At 60.2% G+C, this 18,682-nt stretch carries 9 protein-coding genes; 5 read left to right on the top strand and 4 right to left on the bottom strand.

Annotation, left to right across the window (positions count from 1 at the left end; all coding sequences use genetic code 11):
- Positions 1 to 107: 107 nt before the first annotated feature.
- A complete protein-coding gene (locus CKW32_RS21800) occupies positions 108 to 1,757 on the bottom strand; it encodes a cyclic peptide export ABC transporter (protein ID WP_095185966.1) in 1,650 nt (549 codons plus the stop codon).
- A 431-nt stretch (positions 1,758 to 2,188) separates the two neighbouring features.
- Here CKW32_RS21800 and CKW32_RS21795 point away from each other — a divergent pair, with 431 nt between their 5' ends.
- Positions 2,189 to 4,675: a TonB-dependent siderophore receptor gene (locus CKW32_RS21795; protein ID WP_095185965.1), complete on the top strand. Its 2,487-nt coding sequence runs from the start codon at positions 2,189 to 2,191 to the stop codon at positions 4,673 to 4,675.
- A 98-nt stretch (positions 4,676 to 4,773) separates the two neighbouring features.
- Here the strand turns inward: CKW32_RS21795 and CKW32_RS21790 are convergent, their stop codons facing one another.
- From CKW32_RS21790 to pvdM, 3 genes are read right to left on the bottom strand one after another with little or no spacing between them, the layout of a single operon-like run.
- Positions 4,774 to 5,646 carry a formylglycine-generating enzyme family protein gene (locus tag CKW32_RS21790; protein WP_032885336.1) on the bottom strand — a complete coding sequence of 291 codons (873 nt, stop codon included), beginning with the start codon at positions 5,644 to 5,646 and terminating at the stop codon, positions 4,774 to 4,776.
- A 32-nt stretch (positions 5,647 to 5,678) separates the two neighbouring features.
- Complete coding sequence (locus tag CKW32_RS21785) at positions 5,679 to 6,947, bottom strand: aminotransferase class V-fold PLP-dependent enzyme (protein WP_095185964.1); 1,269 nt, start codon at positions 6,945 to 6,947, stop codon at positions 5,679 to 5,681.
- Positions 6,948 to 6,965: 18 nt separating this feature from the next.
- Positions 6,966 to 8,309: a pyoverdine-tailoring dipeptidase-like protein PvdM gene (gene pvdM, locus CKW32_RS21780; protein WP_032885334.1), complete on the bottom strand. Its 1,344-nt coding sequence runs from the start codon at positions 8,307 to 8,309 to the stop codon at positions 6,966 to 6,968.
- 143 nt (positions 8,310 to 8,452) lie between these two features.
- Between pvdM and CKW32_RS21775 the strand changes: the two genes are divergently transcribed.
- The 4 genes from CKW32_RS21775 (at position 8,453) to CKW32_RS21760 (ending at position 18,495) form a co-directional block, all read left to right on the top strand.
- Positions 8,453 to 10,081 (top strand): PvdJ/PvdD/PvdP-like protein, encoded by a 1,629-nt coding sequence (locus tag CKW32_RS21775; RefSeq protein ID WP_095185963.1) that lies wholly within the window; start codon positions 8,453 to 8,455, stop codon positions 10,079 to 10,081.
- Positions 10,082 to 10,497: 416 nt separating this feature from the next.
- Entirely contained in the window at positions 10,498 to 12,192 is a 1,695-nt protein-coding gene (locus CKW32_RS21770) for a ShlB/FhaC/HecB family hemolysin secretion/activation protein (protein ID WP_095185962.1), read from the top strand.
- Positions 12,193 to 12,210: 18 nt separating this feature from the next.
- Positions 12,211 to 18,231 carry a DUF637 domain-containing protein gene (locus CKW32_RS21765; protein ID WP_095185961.1) on the top strand — a complete coding sequence of 2,007 codons (6,021 nt, stop codon included), beginning with the start codon at positions 12,211 to 12,213 and terminating at the stop codon, positions 18,229 to 18,231.
- Positions 18,232 to 18,246: 15 nt separating this feature from the next.
- A complete protein-coding gene (locus tag CKW32_RS21760) occupies positions 18,247 to 18,495 on the top strand; it encodes a hypothetical protein (protein ID WP_032885330.1) in 249 nt (82 codons plus the stop codon).
- The last annotated feature ends 187 nt before the right edge of the window (positions 18,496 to 18,682 follow it).

Here is an 18,682-nt window from a genome sequence, read left to right as displayed (position 1 = left end):
CGTAAATATGCGTTGTCAGAAAGACGAAGCGTGGCCGACGAGATTTAGGTGTGACGTGGGACTTGGCAGGCAGCGGCGAGCGGCAGGGCGCTCGCCGGAGGGGGAGGTCAGGCGAAGGCTTTTTCGGTAATGACGCGCCCGGCTTCCATGCGCACCAGTTGGTCGGCGATATCGAAGTAACGATCATCGTGGGAGATCACGATGATGGTCTTGCCCAGGCGCTTGAGGTCCGGCAGCAGCTCTGTGTAGAACACGCGGCGGAAGGTCGGGTCCTGGTCGGCGGCCCACTCGTCGAAGACCAGCACCGGACGCTCGTCGAGCCAGGCGTTGATCAGCGCCAAGCGCTTGCGCTGCCCGGTGGAGAGGTCGGTGGTGGTGAAAGCGCCATCGCGGATGCTGACCTTGTGCGCGATTTCCATGCGCTCCAGGTATTGGTTGGCGTCGTCCGGCAGGGCTTTATCGCTTTGCACCAGTTCGTCGAACAGGTAGTAGTCGGCAAAAATGGTGGTGAACATCTGCCGGTAATCATCCAGGCCGAGGGCGTCCACCGTTGTGCCGTTGAGGCGGATCTCACCTTGCTGCGGGGTGTACAGGCCCAGCAGCAGTTTGATCAGGGTGGTCTTGCCGCAGCCGTTTTCGCCGACGATAAACAGGATTTCCCCAGGCTCGATGGTCAGGTTCACCGGGCCCAGCTTGAAGGGCGCGCTGCCTTCCACGGGCGGAAACGCGTATTGCACGTCGCGCAATTCCAGATGCTTCATGGTCGGCGTGCGGCTCTCATCGGCGTCAAGCAGCAAGTGCGGTTCCGGCGACGAGAAGCGTTCGGACAGGTCGGCAATGCGTCGAAAGGCGATCTGCGCGCGGCTGATGATCGGCAGGTTGGCGATCAGGTTTTCCAGCGGGCCTTTCATGTAGAGCAGCACCAGTACAAAGCCGCTCATCATGGCCGGGTTGTTGCTGGGCCAGAACGATTGCAGGGTCAGTGCCAGGCCGATGACCACAAAGAACAGCATCGAACCCAGGCTCTTGGCGATCACGAAAATATTGATCGAGCGCACGTGGGTGTCGCAGATGTGGTCGGCGGTGGCCTGGATGTTGCGGGTCAGCATCGCGTGACGGCGCTTGCGATGGATCCGCAGTTCCTTGGCGCCTTCGGCGATGGCCGAGTAATGCTTTTGCAGGTTGTCTTCCGCTTCCCGCGCGGCGTAGAAGCCTTTGATGCCTTTGCTTTGCGCGATGAACTGGATCGCCGAGCCGATGCCGATGGCCAGCAGGGTCATGATGAAGATCGGCAGCGAGAGGCTCGCCAGGTAGCCCAGGCAGCCGAGGATAACGGTGATGGAAATGGCCAGCGGAGCGAAGGCGAAGGCGAAGTCGCTGATGGTGTCGACGTCGTGGGTCAGCACCGGAATAAGGCGGTGACTGCGGTACCGTTCGATCTGTTCGATTGGCGCTGACAGCACCTTGGCGCCGAGGTCCTTGCGCAGCCTGGCGATGACTTTTTGGCCCACGAAGTTGCTGCCGATGTCGGCGGCAATGCTGCTGAGCAGGGCGAGTAGGCACAGCCCGGCAAAGGCCAGGACCACTGCGGTGGTGAGGCCGGACTCGCTGTGCAGGCCCTGGTTGACCGTGGCAAGCAGAGCCGTGACGCTCACCCCTCCAAGGATGCCGAACAGAATCGACAGAATGACGGTGTAGCGATAGGGCTTGAGCAGGCTCAAGAGTTCGCTGAGGGCGCTACGCGGTTTTGCAGTCATGAAACTACCTCGGTCGCGACGTGGCTACGTGCTAAGGGCGAGTGGAGGCCCGGCGATCCATTTGATCGCTCGCGGGCTTTTGTAGAAGACGTTTCGACTACGGCGCGATTTAGCCTCATTGCGTTGGGCACGGGCCCTAAATTTGTCCGCCAGCCCCACGTTATAGATTGGATGCGGCCATGTTCCATGACCGGCACCCGTAGGCCGGTGCGCCGTTCCCTTCCCATGGACGCTTTCATTTCTATGAGCAGGCGTGCTCGACCCTCAATGCCCCTGGCGGTTGAGGGTTGAGCGCGTTTAGAGGGGTGGTAAAAAAAAGCAGGTAAATGAGTCTGGTTTTCATTACCTGAACCGTCTTATTAACCAGAGGCGCTCAAAGACGCCACTAATTTCTGCCAAACACACGCCTCATTGTTCAAGGATTGCTGTCGATGCCTTATCTCCTTTGGTTGTCTACGCCCAAGCATTACGCGCTGAAGAAATTGCCGCAGACCGTGCGTCTGATGATGTTGGGCGCCGCGCTGGCTGTGCCGGCTGCCGCCACATTGATGCCGAGCGTCGCACTTGCCCAGAGTGAAGCCGGCAAGGTTGCCTTCGCGATTCCGGCCGGTAAATTATCGGATGCGCTGATGTCATTCGGCTCGGCGGCCGGTGTCTCGATTTCCTACGATCCAGCGATCGCCAGCCAGCGCTCCACTCCAGGGTTGAAAGGGCAGTTTGGCGTGGATGAAGGCCTGTCTCGACTGTTGTCGGGCAGTGGCTTGCAGGCCAGTCGCGAAGCCAGCGGCAGCTATATCGTGATGGCGCCATCCAGCGGTTCGGCGCTGAACCTGGGCGCGACCACGATCAGTGCCGAGGGTCTTGGGGAGACGACTGAAAACACCGGTTCGTACACCACGGGAGCAACCAGCACCGCCACCAAGCTTCCCTTATCCCTGCGCGAAACGCCGCAGTCGGTGAGCGTGATTACCCGTCAACTGATGGACGACCAGCATCTTTCGACGCTTAACGAAGTGATGGCGTTCACGCCGGGTATCAGCATCAACCACCGCGACAGTGAGCGTTACACGTTTTACTCCCGTGGCTTTGCGATCCAGAACTTCCAGTACGACGGCATCCCGTCCCAGGTGGCCAACGAGTCCCAGCAATACGTGGGCGCACTCTCGGACATGGCTATTTATGACCGTGTCGAAGTGGTGCGCGGCGCGACCGGCCTGATGAGCGGTGCGGGCACTCCATCGGCCACCATCAACCTGGTGCGCAAGCGTCCGACCAAGGACTTCCAGGCCTACGTTTCCGGAGAAGCGGGGGCGTGGGATCGCTACCGCTCCGAAGTTGACGTCTCGGGTCCGCTGACAGAAACCGGCAATGTGCGTGGACGTTTCGTCGCGGCTTATCAGAAGCAAAATTCGTTCATTGACTGGTACAGCCAGGAAAAGCGCGTGATGTACGGCGCGTTGGATATCGATCTGAACGACAGCACTACGCTGCGCACTAGCCTCGACTACCAGAACAACGACGCCGAAGGCACCAGCTACGGGCATATCCCGCTGTTCTTCAGCAATGGCAAGCAAACCAATTTCTCCCGTTCATTCAACCCGGCCTCGCGTTCGAGTTACATGGACAACACCAGCTATAACTTCACCGCCATGCTTGATCACAAGCTGGACAATGACTGGAGCCTGAAGACTGCCTACAGCCATCAATACTCCTACCGTAAAGGCCAGGGCGCATCGGCAAGTGGCGGCTACCCTGACCCTGTGACCGGTGAAGGCACGGGCGTATTTATTTACCGCCTGGACAGCTACCAGACCCAGGATACGCTCGATACCTATGCGTCCGGCCCGTTCAACCTGGGCGGTCGCGAGCATGAGTTGGTGGTGGGTGCCAGTGCTTCTCGCACTCACCTGAACTTCCCTAACTACGCCAGCCACAATGATGACGGCGACTACGGTTCGGCGAATATTTTCAACTGGGACGGCCGTGAGTACGGCAATCGTGAGTATCAAAAGGATGGCGGTACCGTCACCACCTTGCAGCAGACCGGCATGTACGGCGCCCTGCGTTTGAAACCGTTCGATCCGCTGACCATCATTCTGGGTACCCGGCTCAGCTGGTGGAATCAGGATGACGAGGTCAAGAACTATCTCGATGGCACCAAGACGACCGACAAGACCAAAAAGACCGGCGTTGTCACGCCGTATGCCGGTATCGTCTATGAGCTGAACGACACCTATTCGGCGTACGCCAGCTACACCAGCATCTTCTTGCCGCAGACGTTCTACAAAACAGCATCGGGCACTTCGCTGGCGCCGCTTGAAGGCGACAACTACGAGATCGGTCTCAAAGGTGAGTTCTTCGACGGTGCGCTGAACGCGAGCGTCGCGGTATTTGAGATTAATCAGAAGAACACGCCGGAACAGTCTGGCACGGATTCTTCGGGCCGCGCTGTGTACAAGGCCATCAGTGGTACCAACACCCGTGGTGTCGAGACCGAGATCTCGGGTGAAGTGGTCAGTGGCTGGAACGTGTTTGGTGGTTATACCTACCGCGAGTCCCATGACAAGGACGGGGGGCGGGTGCAGACCAATCAGCCGATCAACCAGTTCAAGTTCGGCACTACTTATCGCCTGCCGGGTGAGTGGAACAAGTTGACTGTCGGTGGCAACGTGACCTGGCAAAGCGAGATGTACGCTGCATCGCAAATCAACTACTCCGGCCCTTACTACAAGGCAACGCAGGATCCGTTCGCCGTGGTTGGCTTGTTGGCCAAATACCAAGTGGATGACCACCTGAGTGTGGGGCTGAACGTCAACAACCTGTTTGACCAGAAGTACTACGACGGCATGGGCACGTTCAATTCGGGCTCCTACGGCGAACCTCGCAACGCAATGATCAACGCCAAGTACGCGTTCTGATCACCGGGAGCCGGCACGTGTGCCGGCGCCCTCCAGACATAAAAAAACCGCCTGGCTCATGCCAGGCGGTTTTTTTTTGCCGGTTTCAGTGTGCGTAATCAGAGATCACGCACAACCCTGAAGCCGATCCAGTCGCCCCGCGTCTGCGGGTAGATAGTGTTGCGGTTGCCCGAGCGCGAAAATACTGGTGCTTCACCCCAGTCATTGCCGCGAATCTGATAGGACTCGCAGTTAGGTTCTACCCAGGCACTGCCGTCGGCAGGGGCGCCGATGTAGTTGGTATGTTCGCAGTCGGCGACGCGCTCGTAGACGTTGCCGTGCATGTCGTACATGCCGAACGCGTTCGGCGGGTAGCTGCCCACTGGCGACGAGTAGCTGTAGCCGTCCGCAGGCCCGTAGGTGTTGGCGTGTTCGGCGATGCTGTAGCCCTTGCCTTCATCGAAGGGGAACGGGAAAGGCCCGGTGGAACCGGCACGGGCGGCGTATTCACGCTGGGCTTCGCTGACCATTTGGTAGTGTTGGCCGGTCTTTTTCGACAGCCAGGCGACGTAGGCCTTGATGTCGTCCATGTCCATGCACACCGCCGGCTGACGTGGGCCTTGTGGATAGCGCGGCTTGCTGGCGATGCATTCGCGGCCGGGGCGGGTGTCGCCATTGGCGATCTTCACGCCGGTCTGGCGCACATAGCTGTCCCATTCACCGGCAGTGATGTGGAAGCGGCTCATGGCGAACGGTTTGGCGAAGGTCACGTCATGCATCGGGCCTTCATCCGGCTCGCGACCGACCTCGTCCTCAGGCGTCCCCATGGTGAAGGTGCCGGCGGGCAGCACGACCATTTCCGGGCAGTCCTTACAGTCCTTGAACACTTTGCCCGGCTGTGGCGCGGCGGCCTGGGCCACGCCTGGCAGCAGGGCGCTGCACAGGGCGGTGAGCGCCAGGGTGGTCAAGGGTTTGAGTCGGAATGGAATCATGTGGGCATCTCGTTCAAAGGGAAAAGTGAGCGTCACACCCGCTGGCGCAGCAGGGTCATGAACCGCTGGATTTCGTCGGCGTTGTTGAGCAGGCCAGGCGAGGTGCGAATCACGGGGCCGACATCACGGTCCACCGAATCGATCACCACACGGTGTTTCATCATGTGGGCCACCACTGCGTCACTGTCCTGGCCCTTGATTCGGAAGAAGGTGAAACCGGCGGACAGCGCGGGGTTGCGCGGGGTGACCAGCTCGACCTGTGGCTGCGCCAGCAATTGGTCTTTAAGCTCGGTATTCAGCCCATGGATGCGTGTCTGCACCTGGGCCTTGCCCAACTGCAAGTGCAGCTTGAAGGCTTCATCTGCGGCCCAGCGATGCTCGAAGGCGTGGTAGCCGCCAGGCGTCATGCTGGTGGCGAAGTCCTTGTCCTCGGAGAAGGTCGGCACCATCGGCGTGACGTATTTGTTCTCGGGGTCGCGGGCGCACACCAGACCGGTGCCGCGCGGGCCGAACATCCATTTATGGGTGCCGGCGATGAAGAAGTCGCAGTGCATGTCGGGGAAATCGAGGTTTTCCACGCCGAAGCCGTGCACGCCATCCACCACGTAGAGGATGCGGTCTTGCTCATCGCGGTTGCGGTTGTGCTCGTCCACCAGCTTGCCGATCTCGCCGATGGGCAGCTTCACGCCGCTACCGGACTGCACCCAGGTCATGCCCAACACACGGGTGTTGGGGCGGATGTTGCGCTGGATATTGCCCAGTACTTCATCGGCAGAGACTTGGTTGGCGTTGTCGAACAGTGCGATTCGGCGTACCTGTGTGGCTTGCTTGAGCACACGAAAGTCCAGCACGTTCTGGGTGGCGTAATGCTCGTGAACCGTGGTCAGGATTTCCTGGTCGGGCCGTACCTTGATCCCGCCATAGATCATCGCCAGCCCTTCGGAGGTGCTGCCGGTCAAGGCGATCTGCGGGGGAGAGGCCTTCAGGTAGCGGCCGGCCCATTCGCGCACCTGGCCTTCACGCTTCCAGGTTTCCTGCAAGTCCCAGTCCATGGCCAGCCCTGGATTGCGGTCGATCTGTGCGCGGTAACGCTCAATGGCTTCGCGTACCGGTTTGGGGTGCGAGGTCACCAGGAAGTTGGAGAAGTGCAGGTAGTCCGGGTCTTGGTTGAACAGTCGCTTGAACCCGGTCCATGGGTCTTGTGTTACGGCTGCTTGCGCCTGAGGCAGGATGGCAGCGCCCAGCGGCAGGCTGGCGGCAAGTACCCCTGCCTGCTTGAGAAACGTACGGCGGTCGGTCATGGACTGGCTTCTAGAGGGTTAACGGTTGGCCAATGGTTTGGCAGCTTTTTGTACTTGGTCCCAGACCCGCAGGAAGTTGCCTCCCCACAGCTTGGCGATGTCGGCTTCGGAGTAGCCGCGCTGGATCAGCTCGGCGGTGACGTTGCGGATTTCGCCGACGTTGTTCCAGCCGTCGATGCCACCCCCGTCGTTGAAGTCCGAAGACAGGCCGACGTGGTCGATGCCGATCTTGCGCACGGTGTAGTCGATCGCGTTGCCCAGGTCTTTGAGGGTGGCCTTGGGTTCCTCGTCGAGGATGCCGTACAGCGCGCTGGCGTACTCGCCGAACCGCTGCTCGGGCCAGGCAGCGATGATGGGATCGCCTGGCATCAGGGCCATGGCCAGGTTCGGCAGGGGCGGCAGGTCAAAACGGGCGCGCAGCGTGTTGAGCTTGTCCTGGGTTGGCTGGCTCAGCGGGCGCAGGTAGGCCGAGAAGGCCACGATCTGCACCACGCCGCCACTGTGCTTGATCAGCTGTAATTCCTTGTCGCTGAGGTTGCGCGGGATATCCACCGCCGCACGCGGCGCCGAGTGGGACGCCACCATTGGTGTGCGGCTCAGCTGCGCCACCTGTTCCAGGGCCTTGGTCGACATCTGCGACACATCGATGATCACACCCAGGTCATTGAGACGGTGCACGGCTTGTTTGCCGATGTCGGACAGCCCGTCGAGCGCATCCACCGAATCATTGAAGAATGGCAGCGGGCGCGATGAGTCCGACCAGGCGTTATTGCCCACATAGCTGAAGCCGAACATGCGCATGCCGCGCGCGGCCCACAGGTCCAACTGGTTCAGATCGTTGCCCAGCGGGTAGGCGTTGAGCATGCTCATAAAGATCGCGAACTTGCCCTCGCCATGCAGGCGCCGGAAGTCGTCCGGGGTGTAGGCGATGGCGACCTGATTGGGGAAGTCGCGCACCATGGCGCTGATGATCTTGTAGCGCACTTCCTGTTCATGGCGTGCCGCTTCGACAAACCCTTCGGTGGGTTTGTGCGGTGCGTTCGGGCCGTTCCAGATTTCCGGCCAGCCGAAGATGGTCAGGGCGGCGCCGGACAAGCGGCCCCGACTGGCCTTGACCAGGTCAAATTGATCGCTGCCGTCCTTGTCCGCTTCTTTGCCTGCGGTGCCGAAATCCACCGGCACAGTGATATGGCTGTCGAACGACAACAACCGATCCTGCATCTCGTTGGCCTGCTTGATCACCTCCAGCGAGTAGCCGGCGTTGCCCCTGAACCAGTGATCCCAGACCAGCAAGCCAGCGCCGACGGCCAGGGCCAGCGGCAGGCCGATATACAGCGCCTTTTTCGAACGTGATTTTGTCATTGCCATCTCAGTCAGTTGAGGCCTTTGCTATCTGGGAAGAACGAGCGATGAGCGGGGAAATTTAGGCGGGCGAGACGGCGGCGGTAAATTTCCCCTGCCAGCAAACGTTCTAGCTCTGATCAAGCCGTTTCCTAAGGTAAACAATGACCATCTCTCGACGTGGGTTCATCGCAGGCCTCGCGCTCACCGGCGCCGCTGTGCCGGCAGCTTTCTATGCCCATCGCGAGTGGACGCGTGAAGAATTCCCCATCACCCCCGGCGAAGCCACGGTCGATCTGGCCGACACCGCCGGCCAGCAACTGGCCAATACCTTGCGTGGCGTCTGGAGCCTGCGCCTGGAAGGCCGCGACGCTGGCCTCAAGGGCCTGCCGCTGCAAGGCTTGGAACTGCTGCTCGACATCGCCCCCCGTGGCCGAGGCCTGCGCGGCTACCTGGACACCGCCGCCAACCTGCGTGCCGAAGGCGAACCGCGTTACCGGGTATTGGGCGATTTGCTGACGGGCGAGGGCGCGTTGCTCTACTGGCGCTTGATCGACCGCGACTCGGCCGATGGCAGGCCCGCCTATGAATTCAAGATGACCCTTGATGAAGTCTGGGCCGACTTTGGCAACGCCGGCAGCGGCACCCTCAGCGGGCAGATCCTCGACTTGAATCGCCCCCTGGCCCTGACCGAACGCGACAACCGCTTTATCGCCCACAAACAGCTGTTTCCTGAAGCCCGCGAGCGCATCGGCCACAACCCGACCCTGCTCGCCTGGCTGATCGCCCCCGAACACCGCCTGTTCCACCAGCTGTGGCACGCCACTCGCGACCAATGGCACAAACTCTCCGAAGAAAAACGCGATGCCCTGCGCGGCATCGGCTGGCAGCCCGGCCCACGGGGCCAGGAGCGCGACGCCCGTGGCAAGCGCAAAGATCGCAACGGCTCGGGCATCGATTTCTTCTTTATGCATCGGCACATGCTCGGCACTGCACGCGCCATGCAGGACTTACCCTCTTGGCCGGCCTTCCCCGAACCGCAACCGGCGCTGGAGCGTGATCGCCTGGGCTTTGTGCGCTACTTCGACAACCACGATGGCTTCGCCTTGCCGCCCACCTGGTTGGCCCCCGACGACAGCGAATACACCCAGTGGGTCAGCGACATCAAGTCGCAAGAGACGTACCACAGCAACTTCCAGGTCTGGGAGTCCCAATACCGCGACCCGCGTTACCTGGCCAAATACACCTTGGGCCAACTGGGTTCCGAGATGGAACTGGGCCTGCACGACTGGCTGCACATGCGCTGGGCCTCGGTGCCCCGCGATCCCTCCAACGGCGCGCCAGTGCCCTTTGCCCGCGACCCGGCAGACTTTGCCGCGCGGTGGTACGCCGCCGAAAACGACTTCCTGGGCGACCCGTTTTCCTCCCACGTAAACCCGGTGTTCTGGCACTTCCACGGCTGGATCGACGACCGCATCGAAGACTGGTTCCGGGCCCATGAACGCTTCAATCCAGGCGAAGTCAGCCGGCTGGAAGTCAACGGCGTAGCCTGGTTCGCACCGGGCCGCTGGGTCGAAGTCGGCGACCCGTGGCTCGGCCCGGACACCCACGGCTGCAGCACCACGCCGGGGTTGCAAATGGGCAAGTCGATGGAAATGGACCCGGAGACCATGAAGCTCGCGTTGCGTATTACCTTTGGTGCTGACGACGATGCGCTCACAGGGTTGTTCAAGCGCGTGCCGAAGCGGCCGTGGTATGCGCGGCATTTGAAGGTGAAGGCGCGGGAAGCGTGACCGCTTGTCGATGAAACTACGATTTTTACGATGTAAAACGGTAGCTGCGGGGTATTAATCTGCGGTTTTCGTTTTCAGGTAAGCGCAAAAGCCTGATGGTTAAGCGTCCTGTCTTACCTCTCTGAGAGATTGATCTACCCATCGACTTTCCTTTTTCCACTGCGCTTGTAGGTTTGAAGATTTTGAGTGGGAGAAAAAACCACACTTTTATTTTTTTCATCTTTCTTCCCGCCAAGAGCCTCATCTTTTCCCACACTTTTAGGAAAAAACTGACGGTGTCCTGAGCGCTGTGCGACAGACGTAGGAATACCCTTCGCAATCCTGGGATTTTTGTAACCTTTCCGCTTTTCCTTAACCGATTCAGCCTCGGCAAGCTGCGTGCTCTTTCCATATGAGTACCAGTGAGGGTGAAAAGGATGTCAGCCGTTTTACGACCCGCGTTACTTGGCGTGGCGCTGCTCTGCGGTCCACTTCTTGCCGCGGCGCAAACCTTACCGGGCGACAGAGAGCTGGCCCGGGAAAGACAACAGCAAGTGCTGGAAGAGCAGCGTCGACGTCTGGAAGAACTGCAAAACCTTCCTGGAAAAGCCGCAGTACGCACCGCACCTGCTCTGGTTGAAGACGGCCAGTGCGTGACCCTCACGCGCATCACCGTTGAAGGTGCCACCTTGCTCTCCGAGGCAAAGCGCGAGGCCTTGCTTGCTCCCTGGTCGGGGCGCTGCCTTGGCGTTCCTCAGCTAAACGAGGTGCTCAAAAGCCTCACCGACCATTACCTGCGCCGTGGCTACGTCACCACCCGGGCGTACCTGCCGCAGCAAGACCTGAAAAACGGCGAGCTTAAAATCATCGTGGTGGAAGGGCGCCTCGAAGGCCTCGACAGCTCATCACTGGCCAGTCCCGCCGAGTCAGCCATGACCTTTCCTGGCAGCGTCGGTGACGTGCTGGATCTACGCGAGCTGGAGCAATGGGTCGATCAGCTGGGACGCTTGCCCTCGCGCCAGCCGCAGCTTGAGTTGATGCCGGGCCAAGCGGTGGGCGGTAGCCGTGTCGCACTCAAGGGCGAACGCTTCAAGCCCTGGCGCGTCTCGGCTAACCGCAACAACCACGGAGACGAAAGCACCGGCCGCCAGCAGGCCGGTCTTGGCCTTGAATGGGACAGCCCTTTGGGGCTGGCGGACCAACTGAGCCTGCGCGCCAACCGTGACACGGTCAGCGACCATTGGCGACATTCCGAAAGCCAAAGCCTGTTCTACAGCTTGCCGTATGGCTGGTGGACCTTCAATTTCAGCCACAGCCAAAGCTATTACCGCACCCGAAATGATGCGTCCGGCTTTGCCTTCGCGTTGTCCGGCGACACCTCCACCCAGCAACTTCGCGCCGAACGCGTGCTACACCGCGACAACCTCGGCAAGACCGCGCTCAACATCGGCCTGAGCCACCTGCGTACACGTAACTACCTGGAAGACGCGTTGTTGCGCACGTCCAGCCATCGCATCACTGAGCGCCAGTTGGGGTTCAACCATGGGCGTCGCATCGGCAATGCGTTTTTCAACCTTGATGCCGGTTGGCAGCAAGGCATCGGCGCGTTGGACGCCCAGCGCGACCTCTCCACACGCTCCGGTGCCCCCACCTCCCGCTATCAGAAATACAGCCTGACCCTCAGTTACCTGCAGTCCTTTCGCTGGCTGGACCAACACTGGAGCGTCGACAGCCTGGCCACCGGCCAACGTGCCGAAGACGAACTCTATGGGCCACAACGCCTCAGCGTCGGCGGCTTTGGCGCGGTGCGCGGGTTCAGCGAACAGAATCTCTCGGGCAACAGCGGCGGCTACTGGCGCAGCCAACTGCGCTGGCGCCACGCCGTGGGTTGGGACGCCTTGCGCCCGTGGGTGCACGAAGTGGGCGTCGGCTTCGGCTACGACGTTGGGGTTATCCGCCGTGGGCCGCACAACCCCGACGTGGCCGGGCGCCTCACTGGCAATGCCTGGGAACTCAGCGCGCGCGGCCGGCACCTTGCCGCATCGCTGGTATTCGCCCGTGCTCTGGAGCGCCCGGCCGTGATCGAGCACCGCGAGCACCCGATGTACGCCCGAATCGACCTGTTCTTCTAACAACAAGGAACCTTGCCTATGGACGCGCGCAGCCCCTTTAACCAGTGCCTGGCCCTGAGCCTCGCAGGTATTTTGTTTCTCAACCCGATCGTCTCGGCTGCCGCGCAACTGAGCGTCGACTCCGCCAGCCCCGGCACCAGCATCGATCAAGCGCCCAATGGCGTGCCGGTGGTCAATATCGCCGGTCCCAACGGCAGCGGCTTGTCCCATAACCTGTTCACCGACTACAACGTCGGCAGCAACGGGTTGATCCTAAACAACGCCACGAATGCCACGCAAAACACCCAGCTCGGTGGGGTGATCCTCGGCAACCCCGGCTTGCAGGGGCAGGCAGCCAGCGTGATTCTCAATGAAGTCACCGGTGGCAATCGCAGCCACCTGGGGGGCTACACCGAAGTGGCCGGACAGGCTGCGCGCGTGATTGTCGCCAACTCCCATGGCATCACCTGCAATGGCTGCGGTTTTATCAATACGCCACGGGCGACGCTGACCACTGGCAAACCAGTATTGGACGGCGGGCGTCTGGATCACTTTCGCGTGGACGGCGGTGATATCGCCCTGGAAGGCGCCGGACTCAATGCGCGCAATGTCGGTCAATTCGATCTGATCACTCGCACCGCCAAACTCAATGCGCAGTTGCACGCCGACCAGCTCAACATTATTACCGGCCGCAATGATGTCAGCGCCGACAGCCTGCAGACTCGTGCCCATGCCGATGATGGCCGCGAAAAGCCGCAACTGGCCATCGACGCCAGCGCCCTTGGCGGCATGTATGCCGGGGCGATTCGTCTGATTGGCACGGAACAAGGCGTGGGCGTAAGGCTGGCCGGGGATATGGCGAGTACCGCCGGGGACATAGTCATCAATGCCAACGGTGGCCTGAGCCTGGCCCACACGACCAGCGTCGGCGCGTTGAACGCCACGGCCGCGTCAATTGAGTTGCAAGGCCCAACCTTTGCGGCAGGAGATGTGGACCTGCAGGCGAAGGGCGATCTGGTGGTTCAGCACACCCTCGCCAGTGCAGGCAATGTGCACTTGCAAGCGGCAACCGTGAGCAATCAGGGCAAGGTGGTCAGTGGGATTCAGGAGGACCAGCGTATTGCCGGCAAGCAACTCAGGATCACCGCCGAACGCCTGGACAATCAAGGTGAGCTCAACGCAAGCGGCCATTTGGACATCAAGACCGCTGTTGTCGACAACAGCGGCAACATCGCTGCAGACAGCGCGAAGATCGAAGCCCACCAACAAATAAACAACAGCGGGCAGATCGTCACCGCCCGCGAACTGAGCCTATCGGCTCAACAGGTCAACAACCAGAGCGGCACGCTCCATACCGAAGGCCACCTGAATCTCATTGCCGATGCTGTCAGCAACAGCGGCAAGACCGTCGCGGCAGGCAACATTACCCTCGCCGCAAACACCTTCGACAACAGCGGCGAACTGCTCAGCGATGGTGACCTGCAACTTACCCTTGACGCAGATCTGCACAACAGTGGCCTGATCGCCGTGAAGGGCGATGCCACTCTCAGCGCCCGCAACCTCATCCAGAACCACGGCCAGATCCTCAGCGGCAACGACATCCAACTGCGCGTACGTGATGTGCTGCACAACCTCGGTGTGCTGAGTGCGGCCCGTCACCTGCAGCTCAACGCAACCCAACTGAATAACGACGGCTGCCTGGGCAGTCAAGGCAACCTGCTGATCAGCGCCAACGTGGCCAATACCGGACTGCTGTTCAGCGGCGGTGACTTGCACATACGCGGCGAGCATTTCAGCAACCTCGAAGGCGACGTCTACAGCGTTGGCGATTTCAGTTTCGCCGCCGCCGACGGCGGCCAGGCGACGAGCTTTCGCAACCTGTCCGGCACCGTGGAAAGCGAAGGCAACCTGCACATCAAGACGCTTGAATTCGAGAACGCCCGCACGGTGCTTGCCCTTGAGCGCGAACTGGTCGGCGGCAGCATTCAGTGGGTTTGTGGCCAGCACTGTGACGGGGATGACAGCTTCAAGCGCGGCACCATCTACATCACCGAAACCTGGCGCGAAACCGCCGCTCCCGGCTCCACCAAGGCTGCCCGCCTGGCGGCCGGTCAACAGTTGTATATCGACGCCGACACGTTGGAAAACCGCTACAGCCTGATGGCCACCAACGGCGACATGCACCTCAGCGCGCGTCGCTTGCTCAACCAGGGCGCCGCCTCACAAACCGGCCTGTCCAGCACGATCATCGGCACCCCTGGGCGCATCGACAAAGCCCTGTGGGACCAGATGGAGTTTCACGACCTGCCGGCCTTCAACAGCGCGCCTTTTGATCCGTTGCGCTTTGCCGAACTCAAGGCCCGTTCCGAAGGCCCCGGCTTCAGCAACCCCGGCACCCTCACTACCTGGCGTGAAGACGGCCGCGAAGTGTACGCCGCCACCCTGCAAGCGGGCGGCAGCCTCAACCTGAACGCCACGCAATACCTGCAAAATGGCACCCTGCGCGAAAACACCCTGGCGCAGCTGATTGGTGAGGTCGGCCACAACCCCAATGACCTTGAACTGAGCCCCGACCGACTCAGCGATGACCTGACCCGTCCGCCTGAGTTTCACTTGCCCAGCGGCGAGTACGGCCTGTTTATCCCGAGCAAGGATCCCGGCAGCCCGTACCTCATCGAGACCAACCCGCTGTTCACCCACCTGGGCAATTTCCTCAGTTCCCAGTACCTGCTCGATAAGATCGGCTACAACACCGACGAGGCGTGGCGCCGCCTCGGCGACGGCTACTACGAAAGTCGCCTGATCCGTGACGCCGTGCTGGCCAAGACCGGGCAACGCTTTCTCGATGGGCAGAACAGCGATGAAGCGCAGTTTCGCCACCTGATGGACAACGGCCTCAGCGCGCGCGACAGCTTGCAACTGAGCGTCGGCGTCGGCCTCACCGCGCAACAAGTCGCCGCGCTGACCCACGACATCGTATGGATGGAAAAACGCCAGGTACAAGGCGAAGACGTGCTGGTACCGGTGTTGTACCTGGCGACGGTTAACCACCAGAACCTGCGTGGCGCCAGCCTGGTGCAGGGCCAGGACATCAACCTGGTCAGCGGCGGCGATATCGTCAGTGTCGGCACGCTCAGGGCCACCCAGGACCTGACCGCCATGGCTGATGGCAGCCTGCTCAACGGTGGCTCGATGACTGCAGGCGAACGCCTCAGCCTGCTGGCCACCGACAGCATCCGCAACGCTATGGCCGGCGAAATCCGCGCCAGCCACGTTGACCTCACCAGCCTCACCGGCGACATCGTCAATGAGCGAACCGCCCACGCCCAATACCAGGGTGACGGCACGCTCATCACCCATCTCGATCACGCAAGCCAGATCAGCGCGGGCCAGCAACTGGCTCTCGATGCCGGGCGCGACATTAACAACCGAGGCGCCATCAGCAGCGGCGGCGACGCGAGCCTGACCGCCGCCCGCGATATCAACCTCATCGCTGTCACCGACACCCAGCAAGTGCGCACCACGCAAAACGGCGGGCACCTTGTCACCCAACACAGCCGTACCGAACACCTTGGCGCCAACGTCAACGCCGCCGGCAACCTGAGGCTGCAAGCCGGCGGCGACATCACGCTGTTGGCGAGCCAGGCCAATGCCGGCAAAGACCTCAGCGTGGCCGCCGGCGGAAACATCAACCTACTTGCCGCCGCCAACGAAACCGACCACGAGGTACACAGCAAACGCAACGGTGCCAAGACCCACGAACAAACCACCCAAGTGCGCCAAATCGGCAGCCAACTCAACGCGGCCGGCAACCTCACGGCAACGGCCGGGCAAGACATCCTGCTGCATGCCAGCCAAGTCACCAGCGGCAAGGATGCTTACCTGATCGCGGGCGGACAACTGGAGTTATTGAGCGCCAATGACAGCGACTACAGCCTGTACGACTACAAGAAAAAGGGCAGTTTTGGCGCGATCAAAACCCAGCGCGATGAAGTCACCGACGTACGCGCTGTCGGCAGCCAGATCAGCACCGGCGGCAGCCTCAACCTCGTCAGTGGCGGCGACCAGTTGTACCAGGGCGTGCGGCTGGAGAGTGGTGCGGATATCACCATTACCAGCGGTGGTGTAGTGACCTTTGAGGCGGTGAAGGATTTGCGCCAGGAGAGTCACGAGAAGAGCAAGAGTGATCTGGCGTGGATCAGCATGAAGGGGGAGGGGCGTACGGACGAGACGCTGCGTCAGAGCGAAATCCTCGCCCAAGGTCAACTGGCAATCAAAGCAGTGGAAGGCCTGCGGATCGATATCAAGGAAGTCAACCAGTCAACCATCGGCCAAACCATCGATGCGATGGTGCAGGCCGATCCGACGCTTGCGTGGATCAAGGCAGCGCAACAGCGCGGGGATGTTGATTGGCGGCAGGTCAAGGAATTGCACGACTCTTACAAGTACAGCCATTCCATGCTTGGGCAGGGAGCCATGCTGGCGATCATTATTTTGGTCTCCGCGCTCACTGCAGGTGCCGCGAGTGGCGCCGTTGGCGCGGTCGCAGGGGCAGGTGCCGGATCTGGCTCCGCAATGGCGGCGGCAGGCTCCGCCGCGATGGTGCAGGCGGGGACTGCTGTTGGTACAGCGACGGCGGGCTGGGCGAACGTCATGGCCACCGCAGCACTGACCTCTGCCGCCAGCGGCAGTGCTATCAGTTTTATCAACAATGGCGGCAACCTTGGCGCCACTTTGAAAGATGTTACGTCAAGCGCCGCTTTGAAAGGCTACGCCACCAACGCTCTGACCGCTGGATTCACTGCCGGCGTAATTGACCCCGCATTCGGTGTGACAGGCGATAAGGTCAACGGCATTACCCAAGGCTTGGATCTTGCCTCGGCTTCCGATATTGCCAAGTTTGCAGCGTACTCAGGAGCACAAGGGGCTACCCAGGCAGGCCTCAGTACCTTGCTGCAAGGTGGTGGCCTGAAAGAAAACCTTAATCAGGCCTTTGTTTCGCAACTCCAGAGTACCTTGCAGGCCATCGCTTTTAACGCAGTGGGGGACTTCTCTCAAAGTCAAAACTGGCCCGAGTCCGGCCCTGAAAAAGTAGCGCTCCATGCTTTGGTCGGTGGTTTGGTCAGCGAGGCCGGTGGCGGCAGTTTTGCTACAGGGGCGCTGGCAGCAGGTGCAAATGAAGCGTTGGTCACCAGTCTTGCGCACGCGGTGGAAGGTAACCCGGCGCTCTTGTTGGCAGCTTCGCAACTGGTAGGTATCGCGGCGGCTGGCGCTACGGAAGGCGATGTACAGAAAGGCGCCGAAATCGCCAAGAACGCCACGGCTTACAACTACCTCAATCACCACGAAGTGGATGACCTGGTAAAGGACTTGAAAGGGTGCAGAGGAGCAGAAAATCCTACTGCCTGTCGAGCAGACCTGACGCTCAAGTACGAAGGCATCAGCGACCAGAAGTCCGGGATGGACCTGATGCACTGCACCGATGTCGCCAGCTGCGACGCTCAACGGTCATTAATTGCCGTGGGAAATGCGGCACTTGATAAATACGAAAGTAGCGGCGCACTCAACTGGGAAGAGCGGCTAATCGTCCGAGGGTTTCTGGATAGCAACCAGGATGACATGCGATTGGCCGTGCAGAAGACCTTGCAGGGAACGCATGCCGAGATAGCTGGTATGCTTCCGGGGGTGGGGCTTGTTGTTGGGAAGGGCGGGACGAGTACGGTTGGGTCTGTTGGTGCAAAAGGCGTAGGCGAAGTTGCTGGTTCCGCAAAAAACTTCTCAATTGCTGATCGCGTATTTGGCCAGCTCAACGATCCTCGAATGGGTCAGCTTGCAGGAAAGCTTGATGCCGATGCTTTGCAGAAACTTGCCAATAATCCCAGCGCTACTCGGTTTATGGATGCAAGGACAGGGCATATCAATGTAATTCAAGAAGTTGAAGGGAAGCTGATTCGAATTACTGTGCCAAGAGACGAGATGAAAATTATTTCCGTTGGTCCAATTAGACCTAACCAAGTTAAAAACTTATTAGGCAAAGGCGATTTTGTCCCGTTACCTTGAGTTCGCGGAGGGCTTATGGCGTCAATTCATATTGAGGAAATTCAAAAAATCTTGTCTGAGCAAGGCAATAAAGATGCCTTGCCAAATCAAGCTAATGGGGAGGGCTATTTTCTAGAGATTAGATTTGACAGCCCTACTCGTAAGCCATCCGGAATGGTTGATGATGAGTACAAGGACAGGGTGATAACTCTAGATTGTCCGTACGGTACGGTCATTATTTTGTGCGATGGCGAGGGGCAGCTGAAATCAATTGAGTTAAGTTGACTGTATAGTGATAGCACTCTCCCAGCACCGGCCTTGCGCCGGTGCTTTTGCTTCCTTTTTGCTATCTATTTGCACCCTTTTTGCTCCCAAGTTGCAACCTTTCTGCACTCAATTTGCACCCACCCCTGACGACCTACGGTCTATCTGCTCAATACGCTTTTTTTGAGCATGATTTTTCGCTCCTTAA

Source organism: Pseudomonas sp. Irchel 3H9, from assembly GCF_900187495.1.
Classification (GTDB): domain Bacteria; phylum Pseudomonadota; class Gammaproteobacteria; order Pseudomonadales; family Pseudomonadaceae; genus Aquipseudomonas; species Aquipseudomonas sivasensis.
Note: the sequence above shows the minus strand (reverse complement) of the source record. Positions and strands in the feature narration are given on the sequence as shown.

What these genes read in the sequence shown, in the direction of transcription:
- CKW32_RS21770 (WP_095185962.1), top strand. Translation starts at nt 10,498, where the DNA reads ATGTCAGCCGTTTTACGACCCGCGTTACTTGGCGTGGCGCTGCTCTGC.
- CKW32_RS21800 (WP_095185966.1), bottom strand. Translation starts at nt 1,757, where the DNA reads ATGACTGCAAAACCGCGTAGCGCCCTCAGCGAACTCTTGAGCCTGCTC.
- CKW32_RS21775 (WP_095185963.1), top strand. Translation starts at nt 8,453, where the DNA reads ATGACCATCTCTCGACGTGGGTTCATCGCAGGCCTCGCGCTCACCGGC.
- pvdM (WP_032885334.1), bottom strand. Translation starts at nt 8,309, where the DNA reads ATGACAAAATCACGTTCGAAAAAGGCGCTGTATATCGGCCTGCCGCTG.
- CKW32_RS21790 (WP_032885336.1), bottom strand. Translation starts at nt 5,646, where the DNA reads ATGATTCCATTCCGACTCAAACCCTTGACCACCCTGGCGCTCACCGCC.
- CKW32_RS21785 (WP_095185964.1), bottom strand. Translation starts at nt 6,947, where the DNA reads ATGACCGACCGCCGTACGTTTCTCAAGCAGGCAGGGGTACTTGCCGCC.
- CKW32_RS21760 (WP_032885330.1), top strand. Translation starts at nt 18,247, where the DNA reads ATGGCGTCAATTCATATTGAGGAAATTCAAAAAATCTTGTCTGAGCAA.
- CKW32_RS21765 (WP_095185961.1), top strand. Translation starts at nt 12,211, where the DNA reads ATGGACGCGCGCAGCCCCTTTAACCAGTGCCTGGCCCTGAGCCTCGCA.
- CKW32_RS21795 (WP_095185965.1), top strand. Translation starts at nt 2,189, where the DNA reads ATGCCTTATCTCCTTTGGTTGTCTACGCCCAAGCATTACGCGCTGAAG.